General features: G+C 43.3%; 17 protein-coding genes and 1 pseudogene. 10 read left to right on the forward strand and 8 right to left on the reverse strand.

The annotated features are described in order from the left end of the window. Nucleotides 1-6 precede the first annotated feature (6 nt). Complete coding sequence (locus AC58U0_RS25580; protein ID WP_497381722.1) at nucleotides 7-1,674, reverse strand: extracellular solute-binding protein; 1,668 nt, start codon at nucleotides 1,672-1,674, stop codon at nucleotides 7-9. 65 nt (nucleotides 1,675-1,739) lie between these two features. Next, entirely contained in the window at nucleotides 1,740-3,059 is a 1,320-nt protein-coding gene (locus tag AC58U0_RS25585; RefSeq protein WP_497381723.1) for an ABC transporter substrate-binding protein, read from the reverse strand. A 173-nt stretch (nucleotides 3,060-3,232) separates the two neighbouring features. Here AC58U0_RS25585 and AC58U0_RS25590 point away from each other — a divergent pair, with 173 nt between their 5' ends. The 3 genes from AC58U0_RS25590 (at nucleotide 3,233) to spoVB (ending at nucleotide 8,562) form a co-directional block, all read left to right on the forward strand. Beyond that, complete coding sequence (locus AC58U0_RS25590; protein ID WP_497381724.1) at nucleotides 3,233-4,798, forward strand: response regulator transcription factor; 1,566 nt, start codon at nucleotides 3,233-3,235, stop codon at nucleotides 4,796-4,798. Then, complete coding sequence (locus tag AC58U0_RS25595) at nucleotides 4,795-6,561, forward strand: sensor histidine kinase (protein WP_497381725.1); 1,767 nt, start codon at nucleotides 4,795-4,797, stop codon at nucleotides 6,559-6,561. The genes AC58U0_RS25590 and AC58U0_RS25595 overlap by 4 nt, the downstream gene beginning before the upstream one ends. Nucleotides 6,562-7,011: 450 nt before the next feature. Continuing rightward, nucleotides 7,012-8,562 (forward strand): stage V sporulation protein B, encoded by a 1,551-nt coding sequence (spoVB, locus tag AC58U0_RS25600; RefSeq protein WP_497381726.1) that lies wholly within the window; start codon nucleotides 7,012-7,014, stop codon nucleotides 8,560-8,562. A 110-nt stretch (nucleotides 8,563-8,672) separates the two neighbouring features. Here the strand turns inward: spoVB and AC58U0_RS25605 are convergent, their stop codons facing one another. Continuing rightward, a complete protein-coding gene (locus AC58U0_RS25605; protein ID WP_057306766.1) occupies nucleotides 8,673-9,014 on the reverse strand; it encodes a winged helix-turn-helix transcriptional regulator in 342 nt (113 codons plus the stop codon). Nucleotides 9,015-9,275: 261 nt separating this feature from the next. Between AC58U0_RS25605 and AC58U0_RS25610 the strand changes: the two genes are divergently transcribed. From AC58U0_RS25610 to AC58U0_RS25620, 3 genes are all read left to right on the forward strand, one after another. Continuing rightward, nucleotides 9,276-10,172 (forward strand): alpha/beta fold hydrolase, encoded by an 897-nt coding sequence (locus AC58U0_RS25610; RefSeq protein ID WP_497381727.1) that lies wholly within the window; start codon nucleotides 9,276-9,278, stop codon nucleotides 10,170-10,172. 46 nt (nucleotides 10,173-10,218) lie between these two features. Next, nucleotides 10,219-10,728 carry a dihydrofolate reductase family protein gene (locus tag AC58U0_RS25615; protein ID WP_497381728.1) on the forward strand — a complete coding sequence of 170 codons (510 nt, stop codon included), beginning with the start codon at nucleotides 10,219-10,221 and terminating at the stop codon, nucleotides 10,726-10,728. A 250-nt stretch (nucleotides 10,729-10,978) separates the two neighbouring features. Then, nucleotides 10,979-11,911, forward strand: a complete 933-nt coding sequence (locus AC58U0_RS25620) for an aldehyde dehydrogenase family protein (protein WP_497381729.1) — start codon at nucleotides 10,979-10,981, stop codon at nucleotides 11,909-11,911. A 165-nt stretch (nucleotides 11,912-12,076) separates the two neighbouring features. Here AC58U0_RS25620 and AC58U0_RS25625 read toward each other — a convergent pair whose 3' ends face one another. Both AC58U0_RS25625 and AC58U0_RS25630 read right to left on the reverse strand, forming a co-directional pair. Beyond that, a complete protein-coding gene (locus tag AC58U0_RS25625) occupies nucleotides 12,077-12,781 on the reverse strand; it encodes an MFS transporter (RefSeq protein ID WP_497381769.1) in 705 nt (234 codons plus the stop codon). 441 nt (nucleotides 12,782-13,222) lie between these two features. Next, a complete protein-coding gene (locus AC58U0_RS25630; protein ID WP_497381730.1) occupies nucleotides 13,223-14,653 on the reverse strand; it encodes an aldehyde dehydrogenase family protein in 1,431 nt (476 codons plus the stop codon). A 415-nt stretch (nucleotides 14,654-15,068) separates the two neighbouring features. Between AC58U0_RS25630 and AC58U0_RS25635 the strand changes: the two genes are divergently transcribed. After that, nucleotides 15,069-15,467: a MerR family transcriptional regulator gene (locus AC58U0_RS25635; RefSeq protein ID WP_497381731.1), complete on the forward strand. Its 399-nt coding sequence runs from the start codon at nucleotides 15,069-15,071 to the stop codon at nucleotides 15,465-15,467. A gap of 196 nt (nucleotides 15,468-15,663) precedes the next feature. Here the strand turns inward: AC58U0_RS25635 and AC58U0_RS25640 are convergent, their stop codons facing one another. Beyond that, complete coding sequence (locus tag AC58U0_RS25640; protein WP_497381732.1) at nucleotides 15,664-16,455, reverse strand: PaaX family transcriptional regulator C-terminal domain-containing protein; 792 nt, start codon at nucleotides 16,453-16,455, stop codon at nucleotides 15,664-15,666. A gap of 127 nt (nucleotides 16,456-16,582) precedes the next feature. On the opposite strand from AC58U0_RS25640, the gene AC58U0_RS25645 reads away from it, so the two are divergent. Beyond that, nucleotides 16,583-17,278: a metal-dependent hydrolase gene (locus tag AC58U0_RS25645; RefSeq protein WP_497381733.1), complete on the forward strand. Its 696-nt coding sequence runs from the start codon at nucleotides 16,583-16,585 to the stop codon at nucleotides 17,276-17,278. A gap of 529 nt (nucleotides 17,279-17,807) precedes the next feature. Beyond that, a pseudogene (locus AC58U0_RS25650) lies at nucleotides 17,808-17,930 on the forward strand (TetR-like C-terminal domain-containing protein); the annotation flags it as partial. 119 nt (nucleotides 17,931-18,049) lie between these two features. Here the strand turns inward: AC58U0_RS25650 and AC58U0_RS25655 are convergent. Further along, nucleotides 18,050-18,709 carry an SDR family NAD(P)-dependent oxidoreductase gene (locus tag AC58U0_RS25655; RefSeq protein WP_497381770.1) on the reverse strand — a complete coding sequence of 220 codons (660 nt, stop codon included), beginning with the start codon at nucleotides 18,707-18,709 and terminating at the stop codon, nucleotides 18,050-18,052. An 8-nt stretch (nucleotides 18,710-18,717) separates the two neighbouring features. Here AC58U0_RS25655 and AC58U0_RS25660 point away from each other — a divergent pair, with 8 nt between their 5' ends. Continuing rightward, nucleotides 18,718-19,308, forward strand: a complete 591-nt coding sequence (locus AC58U0_RS25660; RefSeq protein ID WP_497381734.1) for a TetR/AcrR family transcriptional regulator — start codon at nucleotides 18,718-18,720, stop codon at nucleotides 19,306-19,308. Nucleotides 19,309-19,413: 105 nt separating this feature from the next. Here AC58U0_RS25660 and AC58U0_RS25665 read toward each other — a convergent pair whose 3' ends face one another. Further along, entirely contained in the window at nucleotides 19,414-19,719 is a 306-nt protein-coding gene (locus tag AC58U0_RS25665) for a spore germination protein (RefSeq protein WP_497381735.1), read from the reverse strand. Nucleotides 19,720-19,842 lie beyond the last annotated feature (123 nt).

Consider the following 19,842-nt stretch of genomic DNA (forward strand, 5'->3'; position numbering starts at 1 on the left):
TTTTCTTTATTTTCCTGCCAGTTTTCTAATTTCCTGAGTTACCTGATCGCCGCCCAGCTCGTTCCATTTCTTCACAAAGTCATCAAAGGAACTCATATCTGCTTGACCAAGAACGATTTTCACGTACGTTTCATTTTCTAATTTATTTAGCGTTGCCCATTTTTGATTCATAAGGTCCGTCGTGCCCGTGAACTCGTTGTATACCGTGTTCATTGGTTGGTTAAGCACCTTGCCCGATACTAGCCAGCCCGCAGACGCAGCCCAATCTGCCGGCACTTTTCGCGGGTCTTTCTGATCTCGCAAATAGGATTCATACACAGCTTTCTTATCCGGGGTCAGGCTTTCAGATTTGGTTTTTCCGTCGATTACGCTTTGGACATCACGGTACATTCTCTCTACCTTATCGCCGTATTCAAGGGTTATCCGAATTGGCCAGTAAGCCAAGTCAACCTTTGGATCGAGCTTTTGTGCGCCTTCCAAATCCTCTCCGATTAGATTGGCGCCGTATAAGTTCATATACATAATCAAAGCTTCCGGATGCTTAAATCCTTTCTTTACAACAACAAAGTCGCCGCTTGCCGATCCGCGGTTTGTCGTATATTTACCATCAGCTCCAAATGGTGCAAGAACCGGAATCCATTCCGCTTTCGGATCATTTTTCACCGATTCCTGCAGCATGCCGAGCGGCATCCACCAAGGCCCGAAGAACATGCCGGTTTTGTTGCTCTTAACAAACGTAGAAGGATCATCGCGAAATGCGAACTGCTTGTCGATCACGCCGTCACTATACATTTTGCGCAAAATTTCGAGACCTTTCTTTGCTTCCGGCTGAGTGGATCCGTATACGATTTCACCTTTGCCGTTCTTTACCCACATCCCTGGAAAGGCATGGTCGATTGCGAAAATAGGTTCAAAACCAAAGTAGTGATTTTTGTCATTATTGACTACCGGCTGTTTTTTGTCCGGACCAGGCAATCCCATCGTGTCAACCTGACCATTTCCGTCCGGGTCCTTTTCTATAAACGCCTTGGCAATAGCAGAAATTTCGTCCAACGTCTTAGGTTCCTTCAACCCCAGCTTATCCAACCAATCTTTGCGAATCCAAAGCACATTCGTGAAATCAGCCATCGTATTGACGTTAGGCATCGCCAGCAATTTGCCACCAATCGTTGCCTGCTTCAACGCCATCCCGTTGGTTGAATCGTAAATTTTCTTCAAGGTCGGAGACGCATACTTATTGAACGCATCCGTCAAATCTTCAATTTGTCCGTTTTCGGCCAGTTTTTTGAAATCAGTTTCGCTTAATTCCATGACATCCGGCAGCTCATTGCTGGCGATTGCCAATTTAAGCTTCTGATCATAGGCGTCCGGAGAAGCCGTGAAAGCCGCTTTGAAAGATATATTCAACTTTTCCTTCACATACCTAGTGAATTGATTATTCTCGTAGGAGTCCCCTGACGGAAGATTGCCGGCTCCTAGCTTAGCATTAGGGTCTACAGACCTCGGAATACTGATTACCACTTCCTCTTTCATCTTTCCATCGACAATTGATTCGTTGCTAACAGTGCTACCGTCCGCTTTTACATTTCCATTTGCACTCTTGGTTCCGCTTTCACAAGCCGCCAAACTACCCACAATGCTCAAACTCAACATGTATAATGCAGCTTTTTTCATAGACAATCCCCCATTTACTAAATTAAGTGGTTTTCAATATCGTTTGATGCAAGCACCCTAAGCCTCTATTTCAACTCAGGGGCAACATTTTTAATACTTTGCGTTACTTTTTTCATCAATTCGTCATTGCCAATGTCGGGATCGGAAGCCAGCGTCTTCAAAGCGATAACAACGCCATTTGTGAAAATGGTATCATCATATTTACTTAGCGGAGAGTCCTTCGTGACAGCATTAATTTCTTTGAAGAAGGTAACACCGATATCTTGCTCACCAAACCAAGACGTCTTCCAATTAATAAAGCCTGGATTATCATAGGCAGCCTTGAAGTGAGTGAAAATTCCATCCTTTTTATTGGCTTCGGCACCTTCTTGTGAAAGTTGTGCCCATTGTATAAATTTCCATGCTTGCTCTTTGTTCTTTGCTTTTTTGAGAATTCCGTAGGAACTTCCTCCCCAAATATAGCCTCCTCCAGGCGGTACCATAAGACCCCATCTGCCGTTGTTGCCATTCTTGTCATTTGGTTCGATTTGATAGTGAGGCGACCAAATCGCCGCTGGGTAGAACATGTGGTTATTTTGTGCATAGGAAGCGTTATCCGCTGAAGAGCTTTGATCGATTTTATCAATGATACCTGCATCTCTCAGTTTTGTGATACTAACAAAAGAAGTGGACAATTTATTCACGTTTATGATATTGCCTGTTGCATTGGGCTCGGAATTCTGACCTGCAATGATCTGCCATGCTTCCCCGAGACTCGGGAACATGAAAACCTTGCCCCCACTTTTCTCTACAACTTCCTTACCCTTTGCAATAAACTGATCCCAATTTGGAAGAAGTAGTTGCAGTTCATTTGGATCGTCCGTCCCAAAATATTGCTTTGCCAATTCACGTTTATAGGCTAAGCCGGCAATGCTCATATCAATCGGCACAGCCACGACCTTACCATTTGCGTCTGAATTCTGAGGAACGTCATAATCAAAGATCAAATGACGATTAAATTTGTAAGGATCCGCTTCTAGGTTATCAAGTATATCCATGTTAACCAGTTGCCCCCGAAAACCGCGCTCAATCATGAACATATCTGGCAAATCACCACCGGACGCTAGGGAGACCTGTAATTTTTTCATGATATCTCCCGAGGGTATATTTACAAAATTAATCGTAATATCCGGGTATTTATGTTTAAACCCTTGCAGTACATTGTCCTTTGGCTTGTCCCAACCCCAGATTGTAACCGTACCGCTGTCTTTTGCTTCCTTGTGACTAGCAATGGATTGGCTTTCCTTCTTTTCTTGCTCTTTGGTTCCACCATTGCTGCAAGCTATTAGCGACAGCATGAATATAAGTGATAATCCTCTTATACCCAGATGAGTCACTTTATTCATCTTTCTTGACCCCCTTTTCTTTTTCTAAGGTTGGTTATGTTTTGAAGCATACCACTTCCCTTAGTGTGAAAAAACACCACAATTCTATACTAATATTCAATTTCCTATACTCGACTAGTTAGCTAATGATCGCGTGTTATAATGGATACGAATTTGAAATCGGAGGGTAGCTATTGGAGCCATTAACTATGAAAGTGATGATCGTTGACGATGAGGCTCTTGCTGTTGAAGATCTGGAATCTTTAATAGCTTGGCAAGATTATAATTTCCATATTATTGGAACAGCGAGAAACGGAAGACGCGCCATGGAGCTATTTCGAATTCATAAGCCTGATCTTGTTATTACTGATGTTCGCATGCCTATTGTAAATGGATTGGAACTCGCTGAACAAATTAGAGCTGAAAATGAACTTTGCCGGATCATTATGATAACGTCATACCAGGACTTCGAATATGCCAAAGGAGCAATTCGATACGGTGTGTCGGGTTACTTGTTGAAACATGAAATTGATGCTCAAACATTGCTGGATACATTGAAGTCAGTTCGTTTGCAGTGGGAGAGATTGATCAGCAGTGTTTCTATGATTCAAGAGGAATATTTACGGAAGTTATTCATAGGTAAGCATACGGAAGCACCTAGTCATCAACTTGATACAGACTGGTTGAAACAATTAGATTCTCCTTGTGCACTTTTTTATTTGAAGCAAGACACACCCTATCCCCTTTTTCCAGAGTTAATCCCGGAGTTTGGTATTCCATTATCGCAGGTATTTAAACAAGAGCAATTCAATTTAGAGATGAGTATGAAGCATCTGATCACAGTTACTTTAAACGATAGGGAAATTTTGCTTATTTATACGATTACAAAAACTCACCAGTTATGGAAAGTTCAACAAGAGCAGATCAGCTTTGCGAAGCATCTTCAAAAAATAATGCGTCAATACAGCCACGAAACGATTTCTATCGTAGGCTCAGTAGCAGCTGCCGGTAAACGGGAATTTAACCAGTTCTTTCATCGAAGTCATGCGTTGTTTCTCAAACGATGGTTTATTGGAAGAGAGGCTTACTACACGTTAGAGGATCATCCTGATACTGAACTTTCTCTGAATACCTTTCTTCCAGCGAAACTTCAAGAAATACAGGAAGAGCGTGATCTCATGGTACTTCAAGAACGAATTCCGGATTACTTTAATCACATTCAAAAGTTAAATGACTCGTTGTCGCTACAATTGTTAACTTCAGAATTATTAAAGAAGCTGGATTTTCTTCGTAATAAATACGGCATGCTCCCTACAAAGCCCTCAAAAGAAGACAAGGTGCATGAAGTACTGCAACTATTCCATGTTGATGATATCCAACAATGGTTCATCTCACATATGCATCTGCTTTCTCAAGAAATCGAGCAGAACGGGTTCTCTAATCTTTCCCGAAAAACACGCGAAGCCATTCAATTCATCCATAAGAACTACCATGCTGACCTAAGTGTAGAGAGTGTTTCCACATCGGTGAATATCAGCGTTCCCTACTTGCATCAGCTTTTCAAAAAAGAATTGCAGCAAACCTTCCTTGAATATGTCACTTCCTACCGTGTTAATATAGCGAAGAAATTACTTCAGGAAAACAATCTTAAGATTTATGAAATTGCCGAAAAGATTGGTTATCGCAGCAGTGCTTACTTCAGTCAGGTTTTTTACAAGGTGACCGGCTTCACGCCGCAAGAATATCGCAAAGGAGGTTGATTGTACTGATAAACCGTAGCATTAAACTCAAAATTATTATAGTCACAGCTTCCATTGTAACGGTTTGTCTGCTATTCAGCGGTACTATCTTTTACTTATACTTCTCCAAGATATTAAAACAACAAGTTATTCAAGATGACCAAGTCAAATTAAATCAAACAGCCTACCAATTAAACGATATGATTTCAAATGTACGTACCTTTACGGAAACACTCATGGTGGATGAAAACCTGCAAACCTTTCTCAAGAAAGATACGAATAAGGATGATGTCTACGACTTCCTAGATGGAAGAAACGAAATCGTCCGCAAGCTTAATAAGTATTTTGCTTTAAGAAACGATGTTCAAAGCTTTTATATCGTTAAGGGAGAACAAGAGGTTACGTTAAGTACTTCACCCCTTGATGACTCTGTGCGTGAATCCTTAGATGAACCATGGTTTCGTGATTTCATACATGCACACCAAGATGGGGGGTTTACAAGCCCGCATTTTATTCATAACGATACCTCTCTCGAAAAAAAAAGTGAAGTAATAAGTTATGCGGTGAATATACTGGACATTGATCACTATGATCATACGATTGGAAAATTGATTATTAACTTTTATTTCGATCATTTTGTAAATATTGTTCAATCCAATGCAGCATCCTACGAACAATACTGGTGGGTTAACGGAGATAGGCAAATTCTATATAGGAAAGCCGAAACTCCGTTGCTTAGCGATACTTTCAATGCGAGAAGTTCATTCGAGGAAAATAAAAGCGGCTTTGTCTATAAAAGTTCCATAGGTGATCAATGGCACATTATTTCTTACACTTCCAAAAAACAAATTTTACATAAAATAAATTACATTTTCACTTTCATTTTACTCATGATTGGCGCTAGCATAGTTGCCATATTGCTCATTCTAACCCCCCTAATTAACAATATAACCAAACCAATTTTAAAACTCACACGTGCAATGAAACAAGTGTCCGCAGGAAACTTAAACATGAATATAACGGTTCAAAGTAAAGATGAGCTTGAGGTATTAGGTCTTGGCTTTAACAGAATGCTTGAAGATTTACGGGGGCACATCCAGGAATCCTTGGAGAATGAGAAGGTCAAACAGCAGCTTGAAATCGATCTATTGCTTTCACAAATTAATCCGCATTTTATTTACAATACACTAAATACGGTCATTTACTTAGCAAGAAAACAGCGACACCATGATATTACGGAAATGATGACAGCGTTTATTCATATTCTGCAAGATGCAGTACGAATCGGGAATAACGAAGTGTTCGCTTCCGTCGAGAAAGAAGTCGGCATTATTCTGGACTATACAAAAATACAAAAGTATCGATATCGCGATCAATTTGAATTGTACTTGTACATCTCTGATAACGTATCTAGCATTGATATGCCAAAAAATATCCTACAGCCTATTATTGAGAATGCCTTATTCCACGGTATACTCCCTAAAGAAACGAAGGGTATGATTACCTTATCTATCCACCTCGAGAACGATCGACTAGTTGTGATTATAAGCGATGACGGTGTGGGAATGACGCCGGAAGCTATAGAGTCTATGGATAGTAATGGCAATGCTGCCTATTCCTCCGATGGACGCATAAGAAATATTGGGTTAACCAATGTAAAGAAACGCTTAGAATTACTGTTCGGAAGTGAATATTCCCTGGCTATTGATAGTATCCCACAAGAAGGTACTTCGTTAACTATCCATATCCCAATTAAACATAGGTCTGGTACCATGCTAATTTAACAAACACAGTCATGTCATGTTACAAATTGATTACTTCAGTACTTTATGTGATTTATTTATTAACATGCAGAGAAAAACAACCAACTGTTAAAGTAGGTTTTAGAACCCAATAATTAGGCTAAAATTGATTAGGAGCCCCATAGCCCACCTGTTCGGCAATTTCATAAAGTCCGCATTAATGAGTAATAACCGATGTTCTGTCGCGTAACCTAATTTTTGATTTGTATGGCTTCCTTGGCACTAATCCTTGTTAAAATTTTTAACCACCAACACAATCAAGCCAAGAACAAACAATAGAATACTATCGCCGAGAAGAAAAGTTAAATAGAAAAGCCTCCGCGCCGCTATGCGCCATCACATGCCCAAAAATGACATCAACATCGGCTTGTTCGCATGCTTTTCCATTTTTTGAATACATTTAAGTATTCGATAAACAGGAGGACATAAGTCATGTCACAACACGGGCAATCGTTCATGAGAGGTACGCTGGTCTTGTCTGTCGCTGCTTTCATCAACCGTATTCTCGGTTTTATCAGCGGCATGTATATCGCTCGCGTACTGGGCGCAGAGGGAATCGGCATCTTGATGATGGCTCATCCGCTCGTCCCGCTCGTCATTACGATTACGGAGCTTGGATTGCCGGTGGCAATCTCAAAGTTGGTCGCAGAGGCCCACGCTCGCGGCGAACGGATGAAAGTGAGGCGCATCCTGCATGTCTCGCTCGCTGTCACGGGCGTCTTGAGCGTAGTGCTCACGACCATATCGTTACTTGGATCTGAGTGGATCGCATCCATTCTGCTTAGCGATCAACGCGCGTATTACGCGATGCTGGCGATTACGCCGATCGCGCCGATCGTCGCTGTCTCCGCCGTATTAAAGGGATATTTCCGCGGCATGCAGCAGATGAAGACCATTGCCGCTTCCGATGTGCTGGAGTATACGGTGCAAATCGCCTGTGTACTTACGCTGGTCCACCTAATGCTGCCTTACGGCGTCGCTTATGCGGCTGCCGGAGCAATGGCTGCCTCTGTTGTCAGCGAAGCGGTCAGCCTCCTATTCCTGGTGGCAAGCTACAAGCTATACGGTGAATCGAAGATACCAGGCGAAACTTGGGCAAGCCACCTGAAACAAGGAAGAAGTACACTCGGCGAGCTGCTGCAGATCGGACTGCCGACGACCGTGCACGGTGTCATTCATTCGTTATACAGCACCTTCCAGCCGCTTCTTATTACAACCAGCTTGGCGATGGCCGGCATCGGCACGGCATTAGCCACGAAGCAATTCGGCCAGCTGGCCGGCTATGCGTTTCCGTTGCTGTTCATGCCAAGCTTTATCACGCAGTCCTTGTCCACCGCTCTCATTCCTGCGATTGGCGAGGCAGCGGCGAACAAGAACAGTCTGCTCATACATGAGCGGATGAATCAGGCTATGATCTTGGGACTCCTGATCGGCGCGCCGGCGACCGTTATCCTGTACGAGTGGGCAACTCCACTAACGTCACTTGTCTATAATGCGCCGGAAGCAGGATTGCTTCTGAAAATACTGGCGCCGATGTTTTTCCTGCATTATTTCGACGCTCCACTTCATGCGATTCTACTCGGGCTCGGCCGTGCGAAAGCTACGCTGTGGAATTACGTAATAGCCACCGTATTCAAGGGTATCTCGATCTTTGTGTTCGGCAGCCAATTTGGTATTATTGGCGTTGCGTACGGCATCGGTATCGGCATTGTGATGCAAACACTGCTGAACTTCTATTCCATCTCAAACTCGATCGGATTTTATTGGAGTATTCGTCCTTATATCAAGGTTGGGATCTGCATGATGCTGATGGTGATATGCGGACACTGGACCTATAACTATGCTGCCAGCCATGGTATGCCGCAGTTATGGTGCGTAATCACTTCAATCGTCTGTTCCTTGTTTCTCTATTTCGCCGCACTCGTATTGACGGGTACGTTGAATTGGAAAAGTACGCGTCACAGATTTTCGATTCCATGGTAAGTTTACTTGAAAAAGAAAAAGCAGCCATGATCGGCTGCTTTTTCGCTGTCGGCTTATAGCGTAATGTTCTTTTTTCCATGTTAATTCATTGCCTTGCTCAGCTATGCCATCTATGCCATCTCTTCCGCCCCACGCTCGGCACTTAAGCCATTTTCCTGAACCCATGCCCACATAGCCGCAAAAATAGGCTGCAGATTCCACCCTCGCTCAGTTAGCTCATATTCGACGTGCAGAGGCACACCGGGGTACTGCGTGCGCGTTATAATCCCCTTTTCCTCCAGCACCCGCAGTCGATCCGTTAACGTCTTCGGGCTAATCGGGTGCAGCTTTCGCCGCAGATCTCCGAATCGCTTGGTGCCGACAAACAACTCTAGCAGAAGAGGAAGGGTCCACTTACCATCCAAGATTTCCATCAAAGGATCAATGGCTTCGATACAAGAGCGATCCAACATTGACGTTTCCTCCATAGTTCATTTTTTGAAACTACTGCACTTTATTGTAACTACTTTTCAAATATACCACAGTGTTGTAGTCTTAATGAAGAGGCGAAACACAAAACTCTTCTTCATATCGATATCAACCCCTGAGTGGTGCGCGCAACCGGGGCGCTCAATCGATCTTAACAGGACTTTGAATCACATTAATAATCTGAATATTCAGATATAAATTGAATTTAAACGATGCTTGAAACAATTGGCAGATTGGAGGCATAAATGCAAAGACCGTTTGATGTAGATGCATCGGAGTATCCGTTCAAGGACCACTGGATGCCTTATCGCGATGGCATGATTCATTACGTTGACGAGGGGCAGGGACCTGTCATTCTTCTCCTACACGGAAACCCCACCTGGTCGTATCTTTACCGGAACGTCATCAAAGAATTGAGCGGCGAATGCCGTCTGATTGCATTGGATTACCCGGGACTCGGGATGTCACGAGCTCCTTCCGATTATGGCTATACGCCGAAGGAGCATTCTGAAGCTGTCACCGAATTCATCCGGCGACTGAATCTCAAGGAATTCGTACTAGTAGTCCAAGATTGGGGAGGCCCGATCGGATTCAACTACGCCGTAAGGCATCGTGAGAACCTGCGCGGAATTGTCGTGATGAATACCTGGGCATGGCCGGCCACGCTCCCTGCGATGAAGCTATTCTCGTTTGCCATGGGCGGATGGCCCTTCGGATATTGGCTACAGACAAGGCGAAACTTCTTCGCCAAGAAGATTGTCCCGCATGGGATCTATCATTCCGAGAAAATCACGGATATCTTGAGAAAAGCCTATACCGATCCATTTCCAACCCCAAAATCCCGGAAACCGACATGGGTATTCCCAAGGCAGATCCGAAAAGCGCGTCCGTGGCTCGCGGAAATCGAGGCGAAACTGCCGGTTCTATCCAATTTGCCAGCACAGATTCTGTGGGGGATGAAGGATAGCGCGGGCTTTCCACCCGAAGAGATGGCTAAATGGCAAGGTTATTTGAAATTGAACGAAACCGAGTCGTTAGACGATGCCTCCCACTACGTGCAGGAAGATCGGCCGGACCGGGTGGTCGCATCCATCCGCAGAGTCCTTGAACGGACATCGCAGCAATCAAGAAAGCTAGGCTGAAATATAAATCACCTTTTATTTTCATCGACTATTAGGAGGCTATCCAATGAAAACAATTCTATGGGCAACACTAACAGGCAATGGCAACTACGCGCAATCGAGTCCGAATAATCCCCCAAAAAAGGAAGCACTGGGCGATTTTGCGGCACATGCTCAAGCAGCTGGTAATTTTATTGTCGGAAGACGCACGTTTGAAGGGATGCAAGCGAGCGGAGGCGGGGGTGCTTTTGCCGGCATGGATATCGTCGTCGTATCGGCAAGCGTGAAAGTAATTCCCGGTGTGACGGTTGTCGGCTCGCCTCTCGAAGCCTTGAGCTACCTGCAGGATAAAGGCTATCAAACCGCCCTCATCTCGGGGGGCGCTGACCTTCACAATGCTTTTCTGGGTCAAGGGCTTGTTGACGAGCTCATATTCAATGTCGCGCCGGTACTGGAAGGGAAGGGACTCAATCTATGGATTGACACGGAGAAGTACCAATACAAGGAAGTTGAATTGTTGAACTTCAAATCACTCGGCAGCGGCGTCGTTCAATTACACTATGCGATTGGTCATTAAAACGGAAGCCAGGTAGATCGCACCAAACATATGAGTGGCGCAATTGAGCAATGATCAAATCTTTACAGTTCAACGAGGCCGTCGATCGTTTCCGTGGCAGCCTCGTTATGTATTTAATATGAACTAACGGTAACAATAGGTAATCGATTGAATGCACCGACGCAGCAGGGATTTCGTGGCATCTAGTTATAATACCTTTTCATTTAGTAATACTGTCCTCAATACCCATTGAAAGGATGGTTTTACAACTTTGCGTATACTTGACCAACATTTTATAAATGGCCTCTTTGTACGGTCTAGCGGCACAGAAGTTCAGGAACTCATCAACCCTTCAACCAAACAAACCATTGGCAAGGTTACTCTAGGAAACGAGAAAGATGCGCAGATGGCCATCGCAGCAGCGAAAGAAGCATTCAAAACATTTTCTAAAACAACCGTCGAAGAACGTAGTGACATGCTGCAAAGGCTTCATGATGCAATTATGGCTAAGGTTGACGTGTTAGCGCAAGCTGCCGTAGAGGAGTACGGTTCACCGCTGAGCGGGTCTCACGGACGTACTGTTTTTGCTGCGAAAACATGTCTTTATGCCAAAGAATCCCTTGAACAGTTTGCTTTTGAAAGTTTCGTGGGCAGCACGAAGGTGATACTGGAGCCATTGGGAGTAATCGGAGCCATCACGCCATGGAATGCGAACTACACCCATATTTGTAATAAGATTGCTCCTGCCATTGCAACGGGATGTACCATTGTGGTGAAACCAAGTGAACTGAGTGCCATACAGACTCAATTATTGATGGAATGTATAAAGGACGCGAATCTACCAGGTTATTTTGCAAAACCTACGGTGTTTGCGCATGCTACCAACGATATGACCATTGCAAGGGAAGAAATCTTCGGTCCGGTACTCTCCATCATATCCTATAAAACGGAAGAAGAAGCTATCGATATTGCGAATGATACTATATATGGATTAGCTGCTTATGTCAGCTCATCTAATCTAGAAAGAGCAAGGAATGTCGCATCCAAAATCGTTGCTGGACGGGTATTAATAAACAAAGGAGTTCATGATGACCCTTTCGCTCCTTTTGGGGGCTTCAAACAGTCAGGACTTGGACGGGATTCTGGGGTATATGGTTTGGAAGAACATGTTGAACCGAAAGCAATTTTGGGGTATGAGGTATAAAGTCTTCTCTACTTATCTTTTATCACTGAAAAACCATTACTCGTATGCGGAGTAATGGTTTTTTTATCCTGAACTATTTTCAATTTTTGGCCAGTTCTCTCTTCTTTTGTGTGATGCCTTGAGTAACCGAAGCAAGAAAGATTACACTGATCAACATCATAATGATTAGAAAAACGGATTAGCATAACCGCTAGAGTCATCTGTGCGATCGGAGCCGCTTTCGCCATTTTGTTTAACAAAATGGGATAAGCCAATCCAAAATCCAAAACCGACCAAAGCAACGCCCAAAGCAACCATCCATAACGTATAAGCTTGGCTCATCAGTAAAAATGCTAGTCCCATTAGAAATAAAATAAAAGGTACTATTCCTTTTTTCAAAAATTGATTAAGCCTGGTACCTGTTATACCTGCAAGAAACACGAAAACAAATGATACTGCGGTTAAATATCCGGAAGTTGCTGAGTTACCAAGGCCGTTATCGACAACAAATGAGGCAAGATTCGATGGAATCACATAATAAAGAATCATGAGACCTGTTGTCATCATGCCGATCATATACACTCTAATCGGTATTGGTGTTTTTTGTTTAGTTTTGTCAATCTGCACCTTTGAAATCGGTTTTTCACGAGGTACATACAAAAGCACTAAAATGAGTAAAACAACACCAAAAGAATACGTCCAGAAAACACCTCTCCACCCCAATGTCGTAATGGCCCCACCGATTAACAGGAAGAAGGCCCCTCCTAACCCGTTGACTCCGACAGTAAGTCCATTCATTTTAGAACGTTCATTACCCTCAAAATGCTCTGCGACTAATGCATTCATCAATGGCGTAATAAAACCGATTCCAAGACCAAGAACGGCACGCAGGGTTCCCCTCTATGGAATTCATGAATGCTGGACCAACGCCCCCAATGACGTACAGAATCAACCCAAAACAAAGAAGAGCTTTTTTGGATATCCGTTTGGACAAATAACTTCCGATCAATAAACTTGGTAAAATGAAAAAGGATGCGAAGGTGACGACAAGCTGTATGAGCAACGGATTCGTATCTTTAAAATCAAGCATGAGAAGCTTGACAGCCGGTGCTGCCAACATAGGTGCTAAAGTTGAAGTGACCGCCAATGCCAACAAGTAAACTTAAAGCTATTTTTCATAACGGCCTCCTATATTCCTGACTTCTATTATTCAAGTGATAGAAATTAAAAAGGCTGAGCCTGGATAACCCAGGCTTCAGCCACAGCAGTAAGCTTAATGCCTGCCGCCTATGCCAAAAAACTCTTTCTCAAATAACTAATCAAAAATAATTATTATTGCGCGGCATCATGACCTAAAATTGTTTTAGGTTCTACATAGGCTTCAAGGCCATATGCACCAAATTCCCTGCCGATTCCGGATTGTTTGAATCCGCCGAAAGGAGCTTTCGGCTCGTCATACAAACCATTAATCAAGACTCTGCCCGATACAATTTGAGAAGCAACGCGATTAGCTTTCTCTAAATTGGAAGAGCTGACATACGCAGAGAGACCATAGATGGTATCATTGGCAATTTCAATCGCCTCTTCTTCCGATTTGAAAGTTAAGATAGACAGAACCGGTCCGAAAATTTCTTCTTTAGCTATCGTCATTTCCATGGTGACATTGGCAAAAACAGTGGGTCTTACAAAGTATCCATTTTCTAGCCCTTCCGGATGCCCTTCGCCTCCAATAATTAACTCAGCGCCTTCTTCAATACCAAGTTTAATGTAGCGTTGAACCGTTTCATATTGCTTTTGGTTAACCATTGGACCAATATACATGCCATCTTCCCATGGATTCCCAACTTTGATCCCCTCTACCGTCGTTTTCACAAGTTGTTTCACTTCTTCCAAACGATGCTCGGGAACAATTAATCGGGATCCGACATGGCATGCTTGTCCACTGTTGCTGAAAGCTGTCATAACGGATAATGGAATAGCTTTGTTAAAATCGGCATCATCCAGGATAACGTTAGGCGACTTACCACCCAACTCCAATACCAGCCTCTTCATAGTATTCGCAGCATCTCTGCCAATGATTCTTCCAACTTGAGTCGACCCTGTGAACGAAATCATCGCTACATCTGGGTTACGGGTTAATTCTGCGCCAACTACATCGCCTCTGCCGTTAACGAAATTGATAACACCAGCAGGAATCCCAGCTTGATCGAAACATTCCGTTATGATTTGTGTTTGGATCGCACTAAGCTCACTAGCTTTAATCACGACTGTGCAGCCAGCTGCAATGGCAGGAGCTAACTTCGTAGAAATATGTGTGTAATTAGCATTCCAAGGGGTGATCAGGCCAATAACGCCTAATGGCTCCAGTACAACCTTGGCATTGCCAATATGTTTTTCAAATTGAAATTCTTTCATAACATCCATATTATGAAGAAAGTTTTTAGCGGCATATTGTGTACGAGCGGCAGTTGCGTTCGCAGGTGCACCATATTCCTCAACAGCAACCTGATTGAGAATTTCAGATTTTGCCATCATCACATCATGCAGACGCTGCAGCATCAGGCTGCGTTCTTCTATGGTTGTTTTGGAGAAAGTTTTAAAAGCTTCTTTCGCTGCTGCAATAGCGTCCCGAGTATCCTTCTCATCCCCCAAGGTCACTCTGCCGATAATTTCTTTTGTTGCAGGATTAATTAGGTCCTGTACTTCAGTACCATTTGGTTTCACAAATTTACCGTTGATATAAATCTGATCGATAATTCTCATTTTACATGTCTCCCTTGAAGTTATTTTGTGTAGTGGCGCTCATCCTTAAGAAGCAAATCTTGCAACGAAGACTACCTTAAACGTTAAAGTGCACTTTAAGTCAAGCGATTTTTCAGATTTCTTTTTTTGGACCTTCTCACGAAACACTTTAGAGTTCGTCGTTCTCCTTTTCTTCATTTCTTGTCTCTAGTTAAAAACTAACACTTGCAAGCAAGAAGCTAATCTTGCTAGAAACAACCTTAAACCTTAAAGTTTACTTTAAGGCAAGCATTTTCTTTCATATTCTTGACTTAAAGTGTACTTCAAGGTGTAAGATGACAGACATAATGAAAAAATAACTTAATACGAGCTGATGCCTACAAGACAAGCAAGACAAGCCTCATTTTAAATATGGTTTGAGAAAGGAGTTGTTAGCTTGGGACTTTCTATTAAAGAAGCTTCGGAACGGCTCGGAATTCCTCCACATACGATTAGATACTATGAAAAAGAAGGACTCCTTCCTTTTATTCAAAGAGATGAGCATGGAAACCGCATTTTTGAGAACAAAGATTTAGATTGGATTAATTTAATGACATGTTTCCGTGTGACCGGTATGCCAGTAGCCGCGCTAAAACACATTGTCGATTTAGCTCTTCAAGGCGATTCAACCATTTCGGAAAGAAGAGCGATACTGGAAAAGCATAAGGAGGAACTAAAAAAACAACAATTGGATTTGGATCGCGCTTTTGAAGCTGTAAACTATAAGTTATCGAAATACGACTCCATTCAAAACGGAAAGTCAGACTCGAGTTCAGAATTCACTATGAATCCTTAATCGGAAGATATCCTCTTAAGGCTAAGAAATAGCCTTTATCAAAAAAGAGCGCCTCGGTATGATGGGTTTGTCCACGGGTTCGAAACCCAACACCATCAAGGAGGCGCTCTTCCTATGAAGTTTAAACCCGTAGAAGGGTTTGAAAAATGATCGGGAGTTTTGCAAATAGGGCAGCATTGTCCGGATACTCATGTGTTTACACGAGAAATTGATAATATTCTGAAGAGCTTGGGATGAGGGTGGCGAACGACTGAAACGAACGATATAACTCAGCGATTACGCGATGACCCATCCAATCGGATGGAAGCAAAGATACCGGAAGCATGGGATCCCTAAGGCTAATCTCGCTGATAACCTCTCCGACATGCAAATAAAGGACAAACAGCTCTAAGGGATCCATCCTGCCCCTGATTTCCTTGTTCAAAGCCGGCACGAATTCGTCTTGATACCATTGCCACTTTTCCTGATGCAGGCGGTGGATGTCGGCTACAGGCCAAATGTCGGCTGCCCGCTCAGGGGTAATATCCCGAAATAAAATCGACGCTTCCGAGATCGTGACGTATTCATCCATAGAGGACGCATGAATCAATGACAAAAGCTGCTTTCTGTAATCCCAAGGAGAGACATATACGCCTTTATATAGTTGACCGAAGCCAAGCTGCAGCAGCTGCACACGGAATTGATCCCTTCTTTGCCTCTCTGTCTCCGGCACCTCGAAGTGCACGAAATACCATTTGCGGTTCCAGTCCACATCGTATTGCCCCGGTTTCCGGTTCACGAAGGATAAAAACTGCTCCCCTTTGTCCATTATGGAATATAGGGAACGTTCTTCCGCATGAATATACTCTTCTTTCTTCATTCGTGATAAAACGTTCCTGATCGACTGCTCCTTATAGCCGCGTTTCGTATAAATTTGCACTAATTCTTTGGCATGCATACAACGCTTTTTTGTCAGCAGAAAAAGGATCTGCTTCTCGATTGACAGCATTGGGTGTTTAATCCCCTTCCAGAATACTTGTTATTATCATCTTACAGTAATTTGACAAAAAAAGAAATAAGGAATATACTCGCATTGTCGTCAATCGTATAATAAAAAGTATATGGAGGAAGCAAAAATGAATCTTATTTTTCACGGACACTCTTGCATTCAAATCTCAGATGGAGAGCGCTCGATCATCATCGATCCGTTCCTGAGCGGCAATCCCGTTGCCAAAGCGAAAGCTGAGGACATTCAAGTTCAATACATCTTGCTTACACACGGACACTCAGATCACACCGCTGATGCGGAAGCAATCGCCAGAGCTAACGATGCGACTATTATCGCCACCTTTGAACTCGCTACCTATTACTCTTGGAAGGGCCTGAAGACGATCGGAATGAACATCGGAGGTACTGTGGACTTGGGATTTGCCAAAGCAAAGCTTGTTCACGCATTCCACAGCTCTTCTATTATAGCGGACGATTCCCAAAGCATCGTCTATGCAGGCATGCCGGGCGGATTTGTCATGGATTGGAACGGAGTTACGCTTTATCATGCCGGTGACACCTCCTTGTTCGGAGATATGAAAATGATCGGCGAGCTCCACGATATTGATTACGCGGTACTGCCGATCGGAGATTTTTACACAATGGGACCTAAGGATGCCTTGATTGCAGCAAAGTGGCTGCAAGCAAAGAACGTGATCCCGGTTCATCACAGCACATTCCCAGGCATCGTGCAAGATTCTGCAGCCTTCACCGCACAGCTAAAAGAGCAAGGAATTGAAGGCTTCGCTCTCCAGCCAGGAGAACAGCTTACACTTGTAAAATAAAGTGGGTGTCAACGCTATACATATCGACCAGGACATCTCATTCTGACGTCACGCTTGAAGCAACGTGTAATTTGAGCAAGGTACTGACTTCGGCGCCGGAAAGCGCTGCAACTCGGGTAGCACATGCTGATTGTAAGAGTACGGATACAAATTCGAGTCGAAGGCTGCGAAGCCCACGTCGGGCTATAGATTAAAGATCCTGGCTAATTTAGAAGATTTCGAACTTCAGGCCGATGAATTAGAAGACGATGATGTTTTATTAGCGACGAGACCTACACTGCCTTATTTAAGATGAAAGAAACCCATATCCTTATGAATTGGAAAATCAATTTGCTTCCAAAATACGGGTATGGGTTAATTTAGTTTTCGTAAGCAATACACTACATTAGACTGCATCCAAAATGAGATACAGCGGTAGACATGGACGAGAAAATAAAGTCCTTGACTGTCGCTTTTTTCTTATGGTGTTGATAATTGCTCTTTACCGCGCCCCCCCGACTCTTCCACATGCGGAGAATATAGAAACTGAATTGCTGAATTTGTTGCAAATGCTTACGTAGGTGTAGTGGAATGGTGGATAAAAAATGGCATGCCTTATTCACCTCGTATTCTTGCTGAACAAGTAGGAGAATTGTTAGATAGAATTTTATAACTGATTGGACACTCAATAAGGAGCAGTTCACCTGGCAACTGCTCTATAACTATCCTCCCGTTAGCGCAATAACGGCTACCCCGCGGCAGCCGTTTTGGTGTTGCACTATCGTTCTCCCTTTAAACCGGAAACTTCACACCGATTAGATCTTCACTTAACTGCCAGAGTTGCTCAGCAAATTCGGGATTAGCAGCCCAAGGCCTTACGCCTGGTGGTTGCGGACTATCTGCCGGAACTGCCCTAGCAATATCGACATTCTCGCAATAGACACCTCCCATTCCATCCAACTGCTTGTTTACGGCACACCAGACGATCGTAGCTGCCCCTTCTTCTATTGTCTTAAACTCCTCATTATATTCATTAAGAACTCGCTTTCCATTCTCGTCCATTGCCCCCATTGCTCGCATTTCTTCATCGGATAAATTACGTGACAAATCGGTTACGATGGTTCCTGGATGTACCGAAAAAGCCCTGATGCCATCACTTATCCCTTTCTTATCTAACTCGATTGCAAATAGCGCATTAGCCGTTTTGGACTGCCCGTAAGCTTTCCATTTGTCATACTCGCGTATCTCAAAATTGGGGTCATTGAAGTCTAATCCACTGATCCGATGGCCTCTGGAAGAAACAGATACGACTCTTGCACCCTTTGCTTTTGTTAAGGCTGGCCAAAGACGCGCCGTTAATTGAAAATGCCCCAAATGGTTCGTTGCAAATTGGGACTCAAAGCCGCGTTTGTCTCGTGCAAGCAGTGAGGCCATAATACCTGCGCTATTGATAAGGCTAAGTGCAGCCCGAACTCGCGGCTTATGCGCTGCGCCGTTTCAAAAATCGGCTTGGCCGCATCCAGCGTACCCGATGTACCGATCCTATGCCCGAGAATTTCACAATTAATGATATTTCTGAACGGGCAAATGTAAACCGGGGAACCATCTACCTTCACTACACGGATAAATATGACCTGCTTAATTCCTGCATAGATAACCATTTAAGCAAAATGTTCCTATCATGCGCACCACACGAATTTAATCAAGAGAAAATAGATCTAATCAGTGAGCTAAAGCCCGTATTTACTTATTTCGAGGAGAATTTCTTATTCTTTTCTTCTATGCTTTCTAATAATAGGGCCTCTGTATTCCGGGAACGCATGCTGCAAATCGTTGCAGATAACATAAAACAGAAGATAGATAGACAGGAAATTAATCAGGGACTGGATAAGGAATTGATTACACAATTTATGGCTTCAGCTTTCGTCGGTACAGTGGAATGGTGGATTCTAAATAACATGCCACATTCACCTCAAATTATGGCAGAGCAAGTATGGAGATTATTTGAAAAGAATGATATATACAAGGTCGGCTCATCTGCGCCAACGTAACCCATCTTAAATCTTAGAGTGCACTTTAAGTCAACCCCAATATGTAAAAAAGTCTTGAGCAAACCGTTGATGGTTTTCGCAAGACCCTTTCTTTTTAAGTTTGATCTAATGTTTTAGAGTCATTGGGATGATTAAGGCATTTGGAGATCCGTCTACGATTAGTGCTACTTTTCCTTCCATCAAACTTGCTGCAACAGCATCCGGACGTTCGGTATTTAGAATTTGTGGGAACACAGACATAGGATGATCTTCTATGAATTCTTCCACATATGCGGAATCAAATATCCGATCCGTATGAATGTTATTAATTCGCTTCCTTGCTTCTGCTAAGACTTCTGGGATCACATCCCCTTCCATATAAACTAGAACCATTGTTGTTTTAGTGGTAGTACTTAATTTGGCATCAATCAAACCATCCGTGTATACAACCAAACAATTTAAAGATGCTGAACTTTGTAAGGCTCGAATTTGAATATCTGAACAATTGGAAACTCATATTTGAGATGATCTTCATTCTCAGAGAGGACCTGGCTT

It is taken from the genome of Paenibacillus sp. J31P190, from assembly GCF_059692075.1.